The following is a 16405-nucleotide window of genomic DNA, read 5'->3' as shown; positions in this document are numbered from 1 at the left end:
GCAAGTGCTCCCAATGCGTGAGATGCGCGACAATATCACTCGATCCCCAATTGCTTTCGAATCAACCTCACATAGCCGGGGTTCATTTCGCCATCCTTGATGGTGGTTTTGTTGTCACCCAGCTTTATCCGCATGTGAGAGCCCTTGCCCTTATCCGTGAAAATTTCGAACGTCTTGCCTTGTTCTTTGGCAATTCTCCGAAGCTCTCGAAGGAACTGGTCGCGTTTCATTCACAAGCCTTTACGCACAAATACATTCACACAGGCGTGTACGAACCGCAACAGAATTCGTACAAATATGTACGAATGAAGAGTTTAGTCACATTCCCACCCGGCGCAATTCAACTTTGAGCTAAGAGGCATCAAACAGATAGAAGGTGCGGTGAAGCATAGAAATATAAAAAGAACAGACATTCCATATTGACGATTTGGTAGAATTATTATTTCATATAGGAAAATTCCCCGGCCGTTTGACGCCGGGCTTATCAGCCTATCGGGAGGACTATCATGGACAGAGCTGATGCAAGCACGCCCCTTGGCATGCCGCTTGATGTCATTACCATTGGCCGTTCGTCCGTGGATCTTTATGGCCAGCAGATCGGCTCCCGGCTGGAGGATATCACCTCGTTTGCCAAGTCGGTCGGCGGGTGTCCGGCCAATATCGCCGTCGGTACCGCGCGGCTCGGACTGCGGTCTGCACTTTTGTCGCGTGTCGGCGACGAGCAGATGGGCCGGTTCATCCGCGAGCAGATGGTGCGCGAAGGCGTGGCCACGGATGGTGTGATCACCGATCCGCAACGGCTTTCGGCGCTGGTCATCCTGTCGGTCGAGAACGACAAGAGCTTTCCGCTGATCTTCTATCGCGAAAATTGTGCCGATATGGCGCTCGACGAAGGCGATATCGACCCGGCTTTCATCCAGTCGGCGCGCGCAGTGGTGGTAACCGGGACGCATTTTTCCAAGCCGAACACCGATGCGGCGCAGCGCAAGGCGATCCGCCTGATGAAAGAGGCGGGCGGCAAGGTGGTGTTCGACATCGATTACCGGCCCAATCTCTGGGGCCTTGCCGGACACGCAGCCGGCGACAGCCGCTACATCGCCTCCGATGCTGTGTCGAACCATTTGAAGACGGTGCTTGCCGATTGCGACCTGATCGTCGGCACGGAAGAGGAAGTGCTGATTGCCTCCGGCGAAGCCGACCTCTTGAGCGCCTTGAAGACCATCCGCGCCTTGTCGAGCGGCACGATTGTGCTCAAGCGCGGTCCGATGGGCTGCATCGTCTATGAAGGGGCGATTTCGGACAATCTCGAAGATGGAATTGTCGGCAAGGGTTTCCCGATCGAGGTGTTCAATGTTCTCGGCGCGGGGGATGCCTTCATGTCGGGGCTGCTGCGCGGTTGGCTCGGCGGGGAGTCGCTGGCGACCGCCGCGACTTGGGCCAATGCCTGCGGCGCCTTTGCCGTATCGCGCCTGCTGTGCGCGCCGGAAATCCCGACGTTTGAGGAGCTGCAATATTTCCTCAAGCATGGCAGCCCGTATCACGCCTTGCGCAAGGATGAGGCGATCAATCACGTGCACTGGGCAACGACGCGCCGGCACGAAATCCCCTCGATGATGGCCTTTGCCATCGACCATCGCGTCCAGCTGGAAGATCTTGCCGCCAAGCTTGGTGCCGATGCCGGCAAGGTCCACGCCTTCAAGGAACTGGCGGTGAAGGCAGCGGCAAAGGTTGCGGATGGCCGCGGCGGGTATGGCATGCTGCTGGATGAAAAGTTCGGCCGCGAGGCGATGTTCGAATTCGCCCGGCATAATTTCGATTGGCTGGGCCGGCCGGTGGAATTGCCGGGATCGCGTCCGTTGCGCTTCGAGTTTTCACAGGATATCGGCTCGCAACTGGCGGAGTGGCCGGTAGACCATTGCATCAAGTGCCTGTGCTTCTATCATCCGGACGATCCTGCGGAGCTGAAGAAAGAGCAGCAGGCGAAACTGCGCATGCTGTTCGAGGCGGCGCGCAAGGTCGGGCGCGAATTGCTTATCGAGATCATTGCAGGCAAGCATGGCAAGCTCGACGACAACACGATTCCCACGGCGCTCGAAGAGCTCTACGCGCTTGGCATCAAGCCGGATTGGTGGAAACTGGAGCCGCAGGCTTCGGCTGCCGCCTGGAAACAGATCGAGGCGGTGATCGAGAAGAACGATCCCTGGTGCCGCGGTGTCGTGCTGCTCGGACTGGAAGCACCGCAGGACGAGCTGGAGGCCGCATTCGCCGCGACCGCGAATGCGCCGGTGGTCAAAGGCTTCGCTGTCGGCCGGACCCTGTTCATGGATGCGGCGGAAAACTGGCTGTCGGGCCGCATCTCGGATGAGGCGGCGATTGATGACATGGCAGATCGTTTCGAAAAATTGACCAAGGCCTGGCTTGCCAGCCGCAACAAACAAGCGGCATAGAAAGAGCAATTCCAGGAAACGTGGAAACCGGTGTTCCGTCGGCAAATGCGGAAGGATGAGACCGGGAGGAGACTGACATGACCAAGACGATACGCCTGACCATGGCGCAGGCACTGACGCGCTTCCTAGCCAACCAGATGACGGTGATCGACGGCAAGAAGATGCCGGTCTTCGCCGGTGTCTGGGCCATTTTCGGCCATGGCAACGTTGCCGGCATCGGTGAGGCGCTTTATCAGGTCCGCGAAGAACTGCCGACCTACCGTGCCCATAATGAGCAGGCCATGGCCCATGCTGCCATCGCTTTTGCCAAGGCAAGCTTCCGCCGCCGCATGATGGCGGTAACGAGCTCCGTCGGTCCGGGCGCGACCAATATGGTGACCGCCGCTGCACTGGCGCATGTCAACCGGCTGCCGCTGCTGCTTTTGCCCGGCGACGTCTTTGCGAACCGCCTGCCGGATCCGGTCCTGCAGCAGGTGGAATCGTTCGGTGATGGCACCGTTTCCGCCAATGACTGTTTCCGCCCGGTGTCCCGCTATTTTGACCGCATCACCCGGCCGGAACAGATTATCCCGGCGCTGACGCGGACGATGACGGTGCTGACCGATCCTGCCGAATGCGGGCCGGTGACGCTGGCGTTGTGCCAGGATGTGCAGGCCGAGGCCTATGACTACCCGGAAAGCTTTTTCGAGGAACGGCTTTGGGCGCCGAGGCGCCCCCGGCCGGATATCGGCGAGCTTGCTGCGGCAATCGGGGCGCTGCGTTCGGCCGAAAAGCCGCTGGTGATCGCCGGTGGCGGTGTCATCTATTCCGAAGCCTCCCGGGAACTCGCCGATTTCGTCGAGGCGACGGGCATTCCGGTCTGCGAGACCCAGGGTGGAAAATCGTCGCTGCCCGACAGGCACCCGCTCAACATGGCGGCCGTCGGCGTGACCGGCACCTCCGCGGCCAACCGGCTGGCGCAGGAGGCCGATGTCATACTCGCGGTCGGAACACGGCTCCAGGACTTCACCACCGGCTCCTGGGCATTGTTCCAGAATACCGAGAAGACCTTCATCGGCCTTAACATCCAGCCGTTCGATGCAGCCAAGCATCGCGCGTTGCCGCTGGTCGCTGACGCGCGGGAGGGCTTGGTCGAACTTGCCGCCGGGCTCAAGGACTATCGCGCCCCGAAAGGCTGGACCGAGAAAGCCGGGAGTGGCAAGGCGGAATGGCAGCGTGCTGCCGCCAAGGTTACCGGGCCCACGAATGTGGCACTGCCTTCCGATGCCCAAGTCATCGGCGCCGTGCAGCGGGCGATGGGCAGTGAAGCGACCGTGCTGCATGCGGCTGGTGGTCTGCCGGGCGAAATGCACAAGCTCTGGCAGGCGGGCGCGCCCGGCTCCTATCATGCCGAATATGGGTTCTCCTGCATGGGCTATGAGATCGCTGGCGGGCTCGGGGCGAAGATGGCAAAGCCCGAGACGGAAGTTGTCGTCATGATCGGCGATGGCTCCTATCTGATGCTGAATTCGGAAATCGCCACGTCGGTAATGCTCGGGCACAAGATCAATATCGTGCTGCTCGACAATCGCGGTTATGGCTGTATCAACCGGCTGCAGATGGGCACCGGCGGCGCGAACTTCAACAACCTCCTGAAGGACTCGAAACACGAAGTTCTACCGGATATCGATTTTGCCGCACATGCAAGGAGCCTGGGGGCAATTGCCGAAAAAGTGGCATCGATCGCCGAAATTGAAAACGCCCTGGAGCGTGCCAAGCGGAATGACCGCACGACGGTGATCGTCATCGATACCGACCCCCTGATCTCCACCGAAGAGGGTGGATTCTGGTGGGATGTCGCCGTGCCGGAGGTGAGCCAGCGGCCGCAGGTCAATGAAGCGCGCAAGGCCTATGACGAAGCGCTCAAGCTGAGGTCGGCCAGGAACTAGGTGCTGCGCGCCCATCCGAAAACATACGAGTATCACATAGACTGGAGAATGACGTGAAGGCAAAATTGGGTATGTCCCCGATCGCATGGTGGAACGATGATCTCGCTGAGCTCAGCGACGACGTCTCGCTGGAGGAGTGCCTGCGCCAGTCGCGTTCCGCGGGCTTCACCGGGATGGAAATGGGCCGGCGATTTCCCAATGATCCGGACGTGATGCTGCCGATCCTTCGAGCGGCGGACGTTACGCTGTGCGGCGGCTGGTTCTCCGGTACGCTGGTTGAAGAGGATCTGGCGAAGAACAAGGACCGCATCCAGCCGATGATCGACCTTTTCAAGGCCGTGAATGCGCCCTGCATCGTCTACGGCGAGGTCGGCCGCTCTATCCAGGGCGATCGGTCCAAACCCCTCATGACCAAGCCGAAGCTTACGGACGAGGAGATGAGGGCCTATGCCCGCAAGGTAACGGAGTTCGGTGAATGGTGCGCACAGCAGGGCATGCCGCTCTCCTACCACCATCACATGGCAGCGGTCGTCGAAACCGAACCGGAGCTCGACGCCTTCATGAAATATTCCGGCGAGGGTATTCCGCTCCTGCTGGATGCCGGCCATCTGGCCTTCGCCGGCGGCGACGTACTGCGTGCAATCGACAATCATCACCGGCGGATCAACCATGTCCATGTCAAGGACGTCCGCTTGCCCGTGATCCACGGTTTGGACCGCTCGAAGCAGTCTTTCCTTGACGCCGTTGCCCTCGGCGCCTTCACCGTGCCGGGTGACGGCTCGCTGGATTTCGGTGCGATCGTCCAAAAGTTTGCCGATTACGGTTACGAAGGCTGGTTCGTTGTCGAGGCCGAGCAGGATCCGAAGAAAAATCCGCCGCTCAAGATGGCGCAAGTCGGATATAAGGAACTTATACGGGTCATGACTGCCGCCGGCTATGCGGTCGAGACCCAGGGTTTCCCCAAGGTTTGAAAGTGGGTCCGACATGAACAAAGACAGCAATCACCCCTGGTTTCGGCCGCTCTGGCGGCGCGTTGCGGTGGTGGCCGTGTGTTTTGCATGGGCCATCGTCGAGTTTGCAACCGGGACGCCTTTCTGGGGCGTGATCGCTCTCGGCTTTGCCGGATATGGCATCTGGCAATTCTTCATTGCCTATGACGCTTCGGAGCCTGCCCAACCGGCGGAAACGGAAATCGAAAAGGAGTGAAACCATGTCGAAACTGTTGCTGAAAGCCAAGCGGGGGCCCGGGCATGTGGCGCATGTCACTCCGGAAAGCGCCGGATGGACCTATGTCGGTTTCGACCTGCATCGTGCGGTGGCGGGACAGACGGTCTCGGGCCGAAGCGAAAACAAGGAAGTCTGCCTGGTTTTTGTCACAGGCAAGGGCGTTGCAACGGTCAATGGCCGCGATCTCGGGCTGCTCGGCGAACGCATGTCGCCGTTCGAGGGCAAGCCCTGGTCGGTCTATGTGCCCGAAGGCTGTGACTGGTCGGTGACGGCGGATACGCCGCTGGAGCTTGCCGTGTGCTCGGCACCGGGCCTTGGCGGCGGCCTGCCGGTGCGCGTGATTTCGCCCGACGATCTCGGCCAGGAGACGCGCGGCAAGGGCACCAACACCCGCTACGTCACCAATATCCTTCCTGAGAACGAGCCAGCGGATTCGCTGCTAGTCGTTGAGGTCATCACGCCGGGCGGTCATACATCGAGCTATCCGCCACACAAGCACGACCAGGACAACCTGCCGGCGGAATCCTACCTCGAAGAAACCTACTATCACCGTTTCAACCCGCCGCAGGGCTTTGGCTTCCAGCGCGTCTATACGGATGACCGGACGCTGGACGAAGCCATGGCGATCGAGGATGGCGACGTGGTCATGGTGCCCAAGGGCTACCACCCCTGCGCTGCCTGCCACGGCTACGATCTCTACTATCTGAATGTCATGGCCGGGCCGAAGCGCACTTGGAAATTCCACAACGCAGTGGAGCATGAGTGGCTGATGGGTCGATGAGTGAAACTGCGGCTGCGGAGTAGGCGTGCGTGGTTCGATGTTCGCAAGCGCATGGGGCTTGTCATCATCGTCGAGCACTTCCCCTTCCGTCATCCTCGGGTTTGACCCGAGGATGACGGAGAAGGGGTGCTTTACGATGAGACGTGAACTGTAGCCTCGGTTGCTTGTTTAAGAGCAAGCACTACCACCGCAGGATAAACCGCCCGGTGATTGCGCCGATGAGGCCGGCAACGAGCACGCCGAGCGTGTACCACACCGCGATGAACGGCATGGCGCTTTCAAAGCAGTGGAACGAATAGACAAGCGCGGCGATTGCACCGGCGGCAAGGCCCGCCGCCGCGCCCGCGACGGTCAGGCGCGTCGGCGCCAGACCGCGCAGCACCCAGAAGGCGCCGATCAGCAGCGGCAATGACAATATGACGATGTTGAAGGTGCAGACGGCAATCGTCCGGCCTTTGAGCATGGCCATATATTCGTCGGGCGGTGTCATCGCCAGCTGGGCAAAGGCAAGGATGATCATCACCACGATTGCGCCGGCCATCAGGCCGAGATTGACGCGGATCGAACCGAGCGGATGCGCGATGCGCTTGACCGCCCAGGCACCGGCGACGGCGAGGATCAGCGTATAGCCAAACTTGGTCCAGAACATCATCGTCGTGCTGGCTTCAGCCAGGTCTGGCCGCATTCCGAGCCACAGCAACATCAGGATCGCGGATGCGGCGAGGCTGATGCCGAGCCCTGTCGCGACCCGCATGATGACAGCAGTTCTCGGCACGGGCTTCAATTCGCCAGTCAGACGCGTAATCAGGTCATTTGTCATCATTGGCTGCATGTCCCTTTAACCTTGCGGTTATTGCCCTTATTCCCCTGTGTATGCTGACCTTTACGGACGTCTCCGAAAGGCCCGTACTTTGCGCGACCTCGGCGATGGACTGGCCTTCGATCCTGGTGCGATAGATCAGATCGCGGCTTTTTGCCGGCGCCGATTGCAGGAGCCGCTGCACATCCATGCGATCCGCCGCCGCATCGGACTGGTCCTGCGCGAACAGGTCTTCCACATCGTCGAGCGGAACCGTCGCCCGGATGCGGTTGCGCCTGAAATGGTCGATCAGCTTGTAGCGCGCAATCGCATGCAGCCAGGCGGTGAAAGGCCTGTCGACCTCATAGGTTGCGCGTCTGGTGTGCAATGCCATCAGCGTCTCCTGCACGAGGTCGTCGGCGTCGCCCTTGTGCGCATCGGCCAGCCGGCGCAGGAAATAGAAGCGCAAGTGTTTGGCAACATCGCTCAAGAGGACGCCATAGCTCCGCGCATCACCCGCCAGGCTTGCGAGCATCAGTTCCTTCAATCGCGTTTCGATCGAATGCACGCCGATTCATTCCTTATTCGTGCGGAGCGGCGAAAGGTTACAGATGAGATGGAAGTCAGTGGCAGGTCAATGCTTCAAGCAGGAATCCACTAAAGAATGATCACCAATGCGTGATGGCTGTAACCGGATCGCGGGGCTTCGCGAATTGCCTCATGTGAGCTGATCAGACGCATCTGAAACTTGTGGGCACGTTTCATCGTGTCTTGTTCAACCAAGGAGACAACCCATGAACATTTTTGCACGCGGTATCGCCCTGCCGGCCTTCGTTCTCGCTACCGGTCTTGCCGGTGCCGGCTTGGCCTTTGCGGAAGATGCCATGAAGGCCGATCCAATGAAGCAGGCCGACTGCGTGAAGAAGGCCGAAATGGAAAAGGACGCCGTGAAGAAGGATTCCATGATGAAGGAATGCGACACGATGGCGATGAAAAAGGATACAATGCAGCCAATGAAGAAGGACGCCATGGCGCCTGACGCGATGGCTCCCAAGAAGAAGTAAAAAACTGAAAGAGTGGTTGTGCGTGGTTCGACAAGCTCACCATGAGGATACCGGGTTCTTGTCGAGATTGCCAAGCTGCGGACGTTGCAGTCTGGTGTGGAGCGAATCAGCTTCCCTCATGGTGAGCTTGTCGAACCACGCACAACCCGCGGCCCATGGAGGCTCAAAATGACAAGTGTCACGACCGGCACAAGCGATACGGAAATGTCGAAACCCAAAAAGGTGCTGTTTTACCGCCATTCCGTCGCGGTGCGCATCACCCATTGGCTGAACGTTCTGTGCCTGAGCTTCCTCCTGATGAGCGGCCTGCAAATCTTCAATGCGCATCCCCACCTCTACTGGGGACAGTATGGGGCCGATGCTCTTCCTGATCCCTCCTTCATATCCATCGGCGCGTTCAGGGATGGCGATACCATCAAGGGCGTGACGCGGATTGGCGCCCTGGCGATAAATACCACCGGCGTCCTCGGCGCATCGAAAGAAGACGGGGAACTCAGCCCGCGCGCCTTTCCTTCCTGGATCACCATCCCAAGCTACCAAGATCTTGCCACGGGCCGCCGCTGGCACTTCTTCTTTGCCTGGTTCTTTGTCATCAATGGACTGGTCTATCTGCTCTACGGGTCGATCGCCGGCCATTTCCGCCGCGATCTCGTTCCGACCAGAGACCAGTTGACGCCCACGCATCTGGCGCATGAGATTTCCGAACATGCGCGGCTGCGCTTTCCCAAGGGCGAAGAGGCAAGGCACTACAATTCCTTGCAAAAGCTTGCCTATGTGGGCGTCATTTTCATCCTCCTGCCGTTGATGGTGCTGACCGGGCTCACCATGTCGCCCGGCTTCAATTCAATATTTCCGTGGCTGCTGGATGTCTTCGGCGGGCGGCAATCGGCACGCACGATCCACTTTATCGCTGCGTCGCTGCTCGTCGCCTTTGTCATCGTCCACATCGCGATGGTGCTGGTTTCCGGCGTCTGGAACAATCTGCGCTCGATGATCACCGGCTATTACGTGCTGAAGATCGGACAGGAAAAGGAGATGCCGAAATGAAATTCGATCTCACACGCCGCCGATTTCTGATCGGCTCCGGCGTCGCGGCGACCGGGCTGCTGACCGGCTGCGATGCCCTGGTGGAAAATGCCAGCGTCAACGATGTCCTGCAGAAAGCGGAATCCCTGAGCATGGGTGCTCAGCGCCTGCTCATGTCGCAACCAGCCGCTGGCACGCGAATATACCGAGGCGGATCTGTCGCCGGTTTTCAAGGCAAATGGCACGACGCAGCCGGATAGCGAAGACTATGCACGGCTGATGGAGAGCAATTTTGCTGATTGGAAGCTGGTGGTGAATGGCATGGTGCAAACGCCGCTGGAGCTGTCGCTGGCCGATCTGAAGGCCATGCCGTCACGCACCCAGATCACCCGGCATGATTGCGTCGAAGGCTGGAGCGCCATCGGCAAGTGGAAAGGTGTGCCTCTCGGTCTCGTGCTGCAGAAAGCCGGCATCGCGCCCGGCGCCCGGTATGCGGTTTTCCATTGCGCCGACGATTATGAGCCGTCGCTCGACGGCAGCGGCCGTTATTATGAGAGCATCGATCTTGTCGATGCATGGCATCCGCAAACGATCCTTTCCTACAACATGAACGGTAAGGATCTCGAAGTTACCCATGGGGCGCCGCTGCGCCTGCGGGTCGAACGCCAGCTCGGCTACAAGCATGCCAAATATGTCATGCGCATCGAACTGGTGGACAGCTTCAAGAACCTTGCTGGCGGCAAGGGCGGCTTCTGGGAAGACCGCGGCTATGAATGGTATGCGGGGATATAACGCGAAAATCCCTGCGGCATACCGAAATGTACCATCACTGTGGCAGCCCCGCTTTTTCCAGACCACTGGCCCATCGCGCGGCATCTTCCGGCCGCCGGATCGGGAAGCAATCGTTGAGACCCGACAGGCGGAGGTCGGGGTAAAGCTGGCGCAAACGCGCCATGGCCTCCGCAGCCTCAGGAGCTTGTCCGGCTAGCGCGTGGCTTGCCGCAGCGACACAGGTTGCGATGAAGTGGACCGGCTGTTCGCGAATGGCCGCATGAGCCCATGAGGATGCATCCTCGTATCGGCCAGCAAAGAAGTATGCCGCGGCCATTGCCGCATGTGCATTGGACATCTGGGGGTCCTGTGGGTTCAGGCGCATGGCCCGCGCGAGATGATCCATCGCCACCTCCGGTTCGCCAAGCCAAATCCTGGCCCAACCGCTGAACAGCCAAGCCGAGGCCCAATTGGGATTGAGCACAAGAGCGCGCTCCAACAAGTCAACACCGTAGTCATGTGCGCCCAGAACATATGTGAAGGCGATTCCGGCCGTGCAGAGCGCCACCGCATCATCCTTGCCCAAGGCTGCGGCGTGCCGGGCGAGTCGCTCGGTTTCGGCGGTCTCCTCCACGCGATCGACCATCCAGCCGCTTGCCTTCCGCTGGGAATAACAGCGTGCCGCCATGCCGTAAGCGGCAGCATATTCAGGATCGAGTTCGATCGCGCGGTAAAATAGCCGGAGAGCCTCGTTGTTCGCTTCCCGGTTCCAGCGATGCAACGCCGCCGAACCGCGCAGGAAATAATCGTAGGCATCGAGGTTCTCGGTAGGCTTGCGCTTGGCCCGCTCGATCTCGGCCTGTTCGAGCTTCGATCCGATGGCGCCGACCACATTCGCGGTTATCTGGTCCTGAAGCTCGAAAATGTCTTCCAGCCCTCCCTCGAAGCGATCCGCCCAAATATGTATGCCCGTGGCCGCTTCAACGAGTTCGGCCGAAATGCGCACCCGGTTCGCCGCCCTGCGCACGCTGCCTTCCAGCACGTAGCGCACGCCCAATTCGCGCCCGACTTGCTTCACGTCGACGGGGCGCCCCTTGTAGGTAAAGCTCGAATTGCGCGCGATGACAAACAACCAGCGAATGCGCGACAGCCCGATGGTTATCTCTTCCACGATGCCGTCGCCGAAATAATCCTCTGCCGCATCGCTCATGTTTCCAAATGGCAGTACGGCGATCGACGGCCGGTCCGGAAGTGCGGGTCTGGGCGCCCGCAAAGGCATGATCTGCTCAAGGTGCGCCCGGTAAGTCCGAAGGGGGCGCGCGATATTCTTGAGGTGGTGCATCCCCATATCGGCAAAATTGACATCGACCTTGCCGTCGATCTGCCGGTACACGTCTTCGGAGATGCAGATTCCACCGGCCTCGGAAATCTCCTCAAGCCGGGCTGCGACGTTGACACCGTCACCCAGGATGTCATCGCCTTCGATCAGGACGTCTCCGAGATTGATACCGATCCGGAACAGCATCCGCTGGTCGGCGGGTGCCGCCGCATTTCGCTCTGACATCAGCCTCTGGATGGCTGCGCCACACGCAACGGCAGCAACGACGGACGGAAACTCCAGCAATACGCCATCGCCGATTGTCTTTACGATCCGCCCGCCCTGTTTCGTAATGATCGGCGAAATGGCCTCGCGGTGGCCCCTCAGGGCGCGCGCCGTTCCGGCTTCATCGGCTGCCATCAGCCGGCTATAGCCCACGACGTCGGCAGCCAGAATAGCCGCCAGCCTGCGCTCTACCTGGGGTTGACCCACGGACCCTCTTCCTCCGCTGTAGCTCCAAGGACAATACTATACACGAGCCTCCTTTGGAACGCTCGGAAAAGCTCCTATTGTATGAGGGCCCCGGCATATCCTGCCAGTGAACGGTTGTACCGTGGCAGGTGACGGGCAAGCGCAGTTAACGCCAGGGCAACGGCTTCCCGTTCCCTGCCGGTGTCGACGAGCGACAAGGCGAGGAACGCCGTGACCGCATCATCAAGCTCGTCGGAGCCTGCCTGCTGTTCGGCGGTGAGAAGCGCTATGCTTTCGTCCGCCTGGCCAAGATTGCGCAGGGTACTGGCCAGCTGGATGGTGGCGCGGCGCCGCAGTTGACCCGCAAGACCGGCGGCAAGCGCCTGCCGGTAAAGCGGAGCAGCTTGCTGTTCGCGCCCCACGGAGTCATTTTGCCGAGGCACGCTCGAATAGCGCGACGGCATCGCCGGGCGGGAGCCCGGCCGTAAGGCTCTCGATCTTCCCGACAAAATCATCGGGTTCGTGCTGGTCAAATTCAGCCCACAGAGCGTCCAGACGCTGCTGCCAATCCTTATCCGTCATCGACGCATATCCTTCCAACGAAGGCCGCAGGGTGACCGCGCCGGTGAAACTTTGTCAATATTTGCCGGCGATCCTTAAAATTGTCTGTCCCTTTCCCCATATGCGCGAGACGAGGTTATGTGCCTTACGTAGAGGAGACTGACTGCATGCCATTTGTTCTTTCCCACCTTGGCCGGATTGCGGCGATATTCGTCATCGGATTGGCGGTGTCGTTCAGCGCTGTGTATGAGGCTGACGCCCGGCGGGCAGGTGGCGGTGGTTTCGGCAGCCGCGGGACCCGTACATTCCAGGCGCCAGCGCCAACGCGCACCGCACCTGCTCCGGCTGCGCCGATCGAACGCTTCGATGACACCGCGGCCACAGAACCAGCCAACGGCGGCGCAGCCGCAGGCTGGACAGCAGCGTCCCGGTTTGTTTGGTGGCATGGGACGTTCGCTGATCGGCGGCCTGCTTTTGGGCGGCCTGATCGGTGCTTTCCTCGGTTACGGTTTCGGCGGCGCTGCCGGCATGCTCGGCATGCTGCTGCAGATCGCGCTGGTCATCGGCGCAATCATGCTCGCCATGCGGTTCTTCCGGTCGCGTCAGCCTTCCACGGCGATAGCCGGTGCAAGCCCGTCCTTTGGCCGCAGTTCTTATGGCGGACAGCCTTCAGCGTCTCAGTCGTTCCGCGTTCCGACGATTGGCTCCGGTGCTGGCCAGAGTGCCTCGGGCCAGGACACTGCAGGCCGTACTGTGGACCAGAGCACTGCCGGACGGAGCACAGCAGGATCCGGCCAGGGCTATGCGGCAAAGGGACTGACGGCGGCATCGGACGAAATCGGCCTGAAACAGGACGATCTCGACAGGTTCGAGCAGCTCCTGACTGAAGTCCAGACCGCCTATGGCAAGGAAGATTACGCCGCGCTGCGCAGCCTGACCACACCCGAGGCCATGTCCTATCTGGCTGAAGAACTCGGTCAGAATGCCACGGACGGGCTGCGGAACAGCGTGTCCAATGTCAAGCTGCTCCAGAGCGACATTGCTGAGGCCTGGGCCGAAGGCGATGCGGAATATGCCACCGCAGCCATGCGCTATTCGAGCGTCGATGCGATGCTCGACCGTAACACCGGCCGGGTCGTCAACGGCGATGACGGCGAACCTTCGCAGACCAGGGAAGTCTGGACTTTCGTGCGCAAGCCCAATTCCGATTGGAAGCTGGCGGCCATTCAGGACGCGGCCTAACAACCCTTATTGCGCTCCGCCCAGGCGGAGCGGCCGTCAAACAAGAACCTGTAGTACGGCCGATGGAACGCATCGGCCGTACTACATTTGTCATTGGATGTCAGCCGCATTGTCCCGGTTGCCATGCAGGATCTCACGCTTTCCCACATGATTGGCCGGTCCGACGAGGCCTTCTTTTTCCATGCGCTCAACGAGCGAGGCGGCGCGATTATAGCCGATCTGCAGTCGGCGCTGGATATAGGAGGTTGAGCATTTCTTGTCGCGGAGGATGATCTTGACTGCCTGATCATAAAGCTCGTTGCCATCCTCGGCAGCCATACCGCTCTTGTCGAAGACCGCGCTGTCGTCGGCCTCGGGCTCGTCCTCTTCGCTTTCGTCGGCGGTGACCGTGTCGAGATAGTCCGGCTGGCCCTGAGCCTTCAGGTGCGCCACGACCTTCTCGACTTCCTCGTCGGAAACAAAGGGGCCATGAACACGGGAAATACGCCCGCCGCCGATCATGTGCAGCATGTCGCCCTGGCCGAGCAGCTGCTCGGCGCCCTGTTCTCCGAGAATGGTACGGCTGTCGATCTTGGACGTTACCTGGAACGAGATACGTGTAGGGAAGTTGGCCTTGATGGTCCCGGTGATGACATCGACCGATGGCCGCTGCGTTGCCATGATCAGATGGATGCCGGCAGCGCGGGCCATCTGGGCGAGCCGCTGGATCGCGCCTTCAATATCCTTGCCCGCGACCATCATAAGGTCGGCCATTTCGTCAACGATAATGACGATGTAGGGCATCGGCGTAAGGTCCATCGCCTCCTGCTCGTATTGCGGCTCGCCGGTTCCCTTGTCGAGATCCGGTCTGTACCGTGCACATGACCGTTTCACCCTTTTCCAGAGCGCCGGTGACGCGGGCGTTAAAGCCATCGATGTTGCGTACACCGAGCTTGGACATTTTCCGGTAGCGGTCTTCCATCTCTCGCACCGCCCATTTGAGGGCCATGACAGCCTTTTTCGGATCGGTGACGACCGGTGTCAGGAGATGCGGGATGCCATCATAGATCGACAATTCGAGCATCTTCGGATCGACCATGATCAGGCGGCACTCGTCGGGAGTGAGCCGGTAAAGCAAGGAGAGAATCATGGTGTTGATCGCGACCGACTTGCCGGAGCCGGTGGTGCCGGCAACAAGCAAATGCGGCATCTTGGCGAGTTCCGCGATGACCGGTTCGCCGCCGATGGTCTTGCCGAGGCAAAGCGCCAGCTTGAACTTGGTCTTGTCGAAATTGTCAGATGCAACCATTTCGCGCAGATAGACGGTTTCGCGTGTCGCATTCGGCAACTCGATGCCGATGACGTTCCGGCCGGGTACCACCGCAACGCGTGCTGACAGTGCAGACATGGAGCGGGCGATATCGTCGGCCAGGCCGATGACGCGCGAGGATTTGACGCCCGGCGCCGGCTCGAATTCATAGAGCGTGACGACAGGTCCGGGGCGTACATGGATGATTTCGCCGCGAATACCGAAATCTTCCAGCACGCTTTCCAGAAGGCCGGCGTTCTGTTCCAGCGTTTCCTGCGAAATGGTGACGGTATCCTGCGTGACTGCCTCCTGCAGCAGTGTCACCGGAGGCTTTTCGTAACCTCCGTGCTGCGACCATGCGTCCACGGGGCTGGGGATGGCGAATTGTCTTGGCGGCAAAGGCGGCTGGACGGGAGCAATGTCGCGGCGCCGTGCGAGTGCAGGCACTGGCGCGGCGGGAACCTGGTCGGCAACGGCAACCGGGGCCGTTTCGATGGTACCGGTCACCTGCAATTCCGGCCCGGACGCTTCTGCTTCAACAGGGGGCTCAGCAATTGGCTCCGGATCGGGCGGCTGCACGGCAAGTTGCCGTTTCGGCGCGTCCTCCACAGGCCGATGCGGTTTGCACTCGACGATACGGAAGCGTGCGGTGATTTCATCCGGGCTGAACCGGGGCTTCGGCTTTGAACGGGCGACGGCGGCAACCGGTGCGGCGTCCACGGGGATATCCATCGATTCAAAAAAGGCGAAATCCGAGACATACGCGAACGGCGAATTGTCCGGCGACGGGGTTTTTGGATCGGGCATGACGGGGCCGGTGCGAACCGCGTGCGGCGTTTTTGGCGGCACCGCAGGCGATACAGGTGATTTTGGCAGCTCCGTCGGCGCGCGCCGAACGGGCAGCGGGGCGGGGACCACCAGCTCTTGGGGCGCCGCTGCGGTCTTGATTGGTGCTTCAAGTGCCGGCGCTTCCTTGCCCTTCAGAAGCTCGCTGTCGGGCGTGCGCGTGAAGCGCACGTTTTCGGACAGCGAGAACATGCGTTTCGAGATGGGCAGCGAAGATGGGTCGACGTTTAACGACGCTGATTGCTGAGGGCGCGTGGCCATGGGCGAAGCCGGCCTGTTCGTGACCGGCGCCACGGCCGGACGTCTAACGACAACCGGCTCATATTGCGGGCTGGTGTAAGCCGCCGGTGCGGACCGGCCGAGCAAGGATGGGGCCTGCGCCGTGGCTGCGGGAATCACCGGCCGTGTTTCGGCACGGACCGGCTGCTCCCCGAAATCGTCTTCAAACCCGTATTCATCTGTTTTAATTGGAAAATTTGTTCTGGGGATACGCATGATGCCTGCAAACGGAATGGTGTGAAAGTTACCCGATGGGCTCCCCATTTGAATAGGAAACCAAGGTTAACAACTTCCTACTTTTGCCGCTCCCGGCCATCGATTTCAGCGCCGTGGCAGGATGGCCACAGGACCGCGGTA

The 16405-nt window shown here is 60.3% G+C and carries 12 protein-coding genes and 3 pseudogenes; 9 read left to right on the top strand and 6 right to left on the bottom strand.

Features of this window, described 5'->3' with window-relative positions; translation table 11 throughout:
• Positions 1-506: 506 nt before the first annotated feature.
• From iolC to iolB, 5 genes are all read left to right on the top strand, one after another.
• Positions 507-2447 (top strand): bifunctional 5-dehydro-2-deoxygluconokinase/5-dehydro-2-deoxyphosphogluconate aldolase, encoded by a 1941-nt coding sequence (gene iolC, locus N8E89_RS03245; protein ID WP_262261112.1) that lies wholly within the window; start codon positions 507-509, stop codon positions 2445-2447.
• A gap of 77 nt (positions 2448-2524) precedes the next feature.
• Positions 2525-4375, top strand: coding sequence for a 3D-(3,5/4)-trihydroxycyclohexane-1,2-dione acylhydrolase (decyclizing) (gene iolD / locus N8E89_RS03240; protein ID WP_113174277.1), 1851 nt, complete (start codon positions 2525-2527; stop codon positions 4373-4375).
• Positions 4376-4428: 53 nt separating this feature from the next.
• Positions 4429-5346 carry a myo-inosose-2 dehydratase gene (gene iolE, locus N8E89_RS03235; RefSeq protein WP_262261111.1) on the top strand — a complete coding sequence of 306 codons (918 nt, stop codon included), beginning with the start codon at positions 4429-4431 and terminating at the stop codon, positions 5344-5346.
• A 13-nt stretch (positions 5347-5359) separates the two neighbouring features.
• Positions 5360-5581: a hypothetical protein gene (locus N8E89_RS03230; RefSeq protein ID WP_106664105.1), complete on the top strand. Its 222-nt coding sequence runs from the start codon at positions 5360-5362 to the stop codon at positions 5579-5581.
• Positions 5582-5585: 4 nt separating this feature from the next.
• Positions 5586-6383, top strand: coding sequence for a 5-deoxy-glucuronate isomerase (gene iolB / locus N8E89_RS03225; protein ID WP_113174274.1), 798 nt, complete (start codon positions 5586-5588; stop codon positions 6381-6383).
• Between the two features lie 181 nt (positions 6384-6564).
• Here the strand turns inward: iolB and N8E89_RS03220 are convergent, their stop codons facing one another.
• Together N8E89_RS03220 and N8E89_RS03215 are read right to left on the bottom strand one after the other, a co-directional pair.
• Complete coding sequence (locus tag N8E89_RS03220; RefSeq protein WP_162739884.1) at positions 6565-7206, bottom strand: NrsF family protein; 642 nt, start codon at positions 7204-7206, stop codon at positions 6565-6567.
• Positions 7193-7717: a sigma-70 family RNA polymerase sigma factor gene (locus N8E89_RS03215; protein WP_410010354.1), complete on the bottom strand. Its 525-nt coding sequence runs from the start codon at positions 7715-7717 to the stop codon at positions 7193-7195. The genes N8E89_RS03220 and N8E89_RS03215 overlap by 14 nt, the downstream gene beginning before the upstream one ends.
• A 259-nt stretch (positions 7718-7976) precedes the next feature.
• Between N8E89_RS03215 and N8E89_RS03210 the strand changes: the two genes are divergently transcribed.
• The 3 genes and pseudogenes from N8E89_RS03210 (at position 7977) to N8E89_RS03200 (ending at position 10064) form a co-directional block, all read left to right on the top strand.
• Positions 7977-8246, top strand: a complete 270-nt coding sequence (locus tag N8E89_RS03210; protein WP_113174271.1) for a pentapeptide MXKDX repeat protein — start codon at positions 7977-7979, stop codon at positions 8244-8246.
• Positions 8247-8414: 168 nt separating this feature from the next.
• Positions 8415-9293, top strand: coding sequence for a cytochrome b/b6 domain-containing protein (locus N8E89_RS03205; RefSeq protein ID WP_262261109.1), 879 nt, complete (start codon positions 8415-8417; stop codon positions 9291-9293).
• Positions 9290-10064 (top strand): annotated as a pseudogene (locus tag N8E89_RS03200) (molybdopterin-binding protein). Before N8E89_RS03205 ends, N8E89_RS03200 begins: the two are co-directional and overlap by 4 nt.
• Positions 10065-10098: 34 nt before the next feature.
• On the opposite strand, the gene N8E89_RS03195 reads toward N8E89_RS03200, so the two are convergent.
• The 3 genes from N8E89_RS03195 to N8E89_RS03185 all read right to left on the bottom strand — a co-directional run bounded on the left by N8E89_RS03195 (position 10099) and on the right by N8E89_RS03185 (position 12414).
• Positions 10099-11853, bottom strand: a complete 1755-nt coding sequence (locus tag N8E89_RS03195; protein ID WP_245448736.1) for an adenylate/guanylate cyclase domain-containing protein — start codon at positions 11851-11853, stop codon at positions 10099-10101.
• A 74-nt stretch (positions 11854-11927) separates the two neighbouring features.
• Entirely contained in the window at positions 11928-12254 is a 327-nt protein-coding gene (locus tag N8E89_RS03190; RefSeq protein WP_262261108.1) for a tetratricopeptide repeat protein, read from the bottom strand.
• Positions 12255-12258: 4 nt separating this feature from the next.
• Entirely contained in the window at positions 12259-12414 is a 156-nt protein-coding gene (locus N8E89_RS03185; protein ID WP_262261107.1) for a hypothetical protein, read from the bottom strand.
• Positions 12415-12560: 146 nt separating this feature from the next.
• Here N8E89_RS03185 and N8E89_RS03180 point away from each other — a divergent pair.
• Positions 12561-13635, top strand: a pseudogene (locus N8E89_RS03180) (Tim44 domain-containing protein).
• 90 nt (positions 13636-13725) lie between these two features.
• On the opposite strand, the pseudogene N8E89_RS03175 reads toward N8E89_RS03180, so the two are convergent.
• Positions 13726-15718, bottom strand: a pseudogene (locus N8E89_RS03175) (DNA translocase FtsK); the annotation flags it as partial.
• Between the last annotated feature and the right edge of the window lie 687 nt (positions 15719-16405).

The sequence above is a fragment of the Phyllobacterium sp. A18/5-2 genome, from assembly GCF_025452215.1.
GTDB lineage: Bacteria > Pseudomonadota > Alphaproteobacteria > Rhizobiales > Rhizobiaceae > Phyllobacterium > Phyllobacterium sophorae.
The sequence above is the reverse complement of the archived record's forward strand: the minus strand, read 5'-3'. Positions and strand labels throughout refer to the sequence as shown.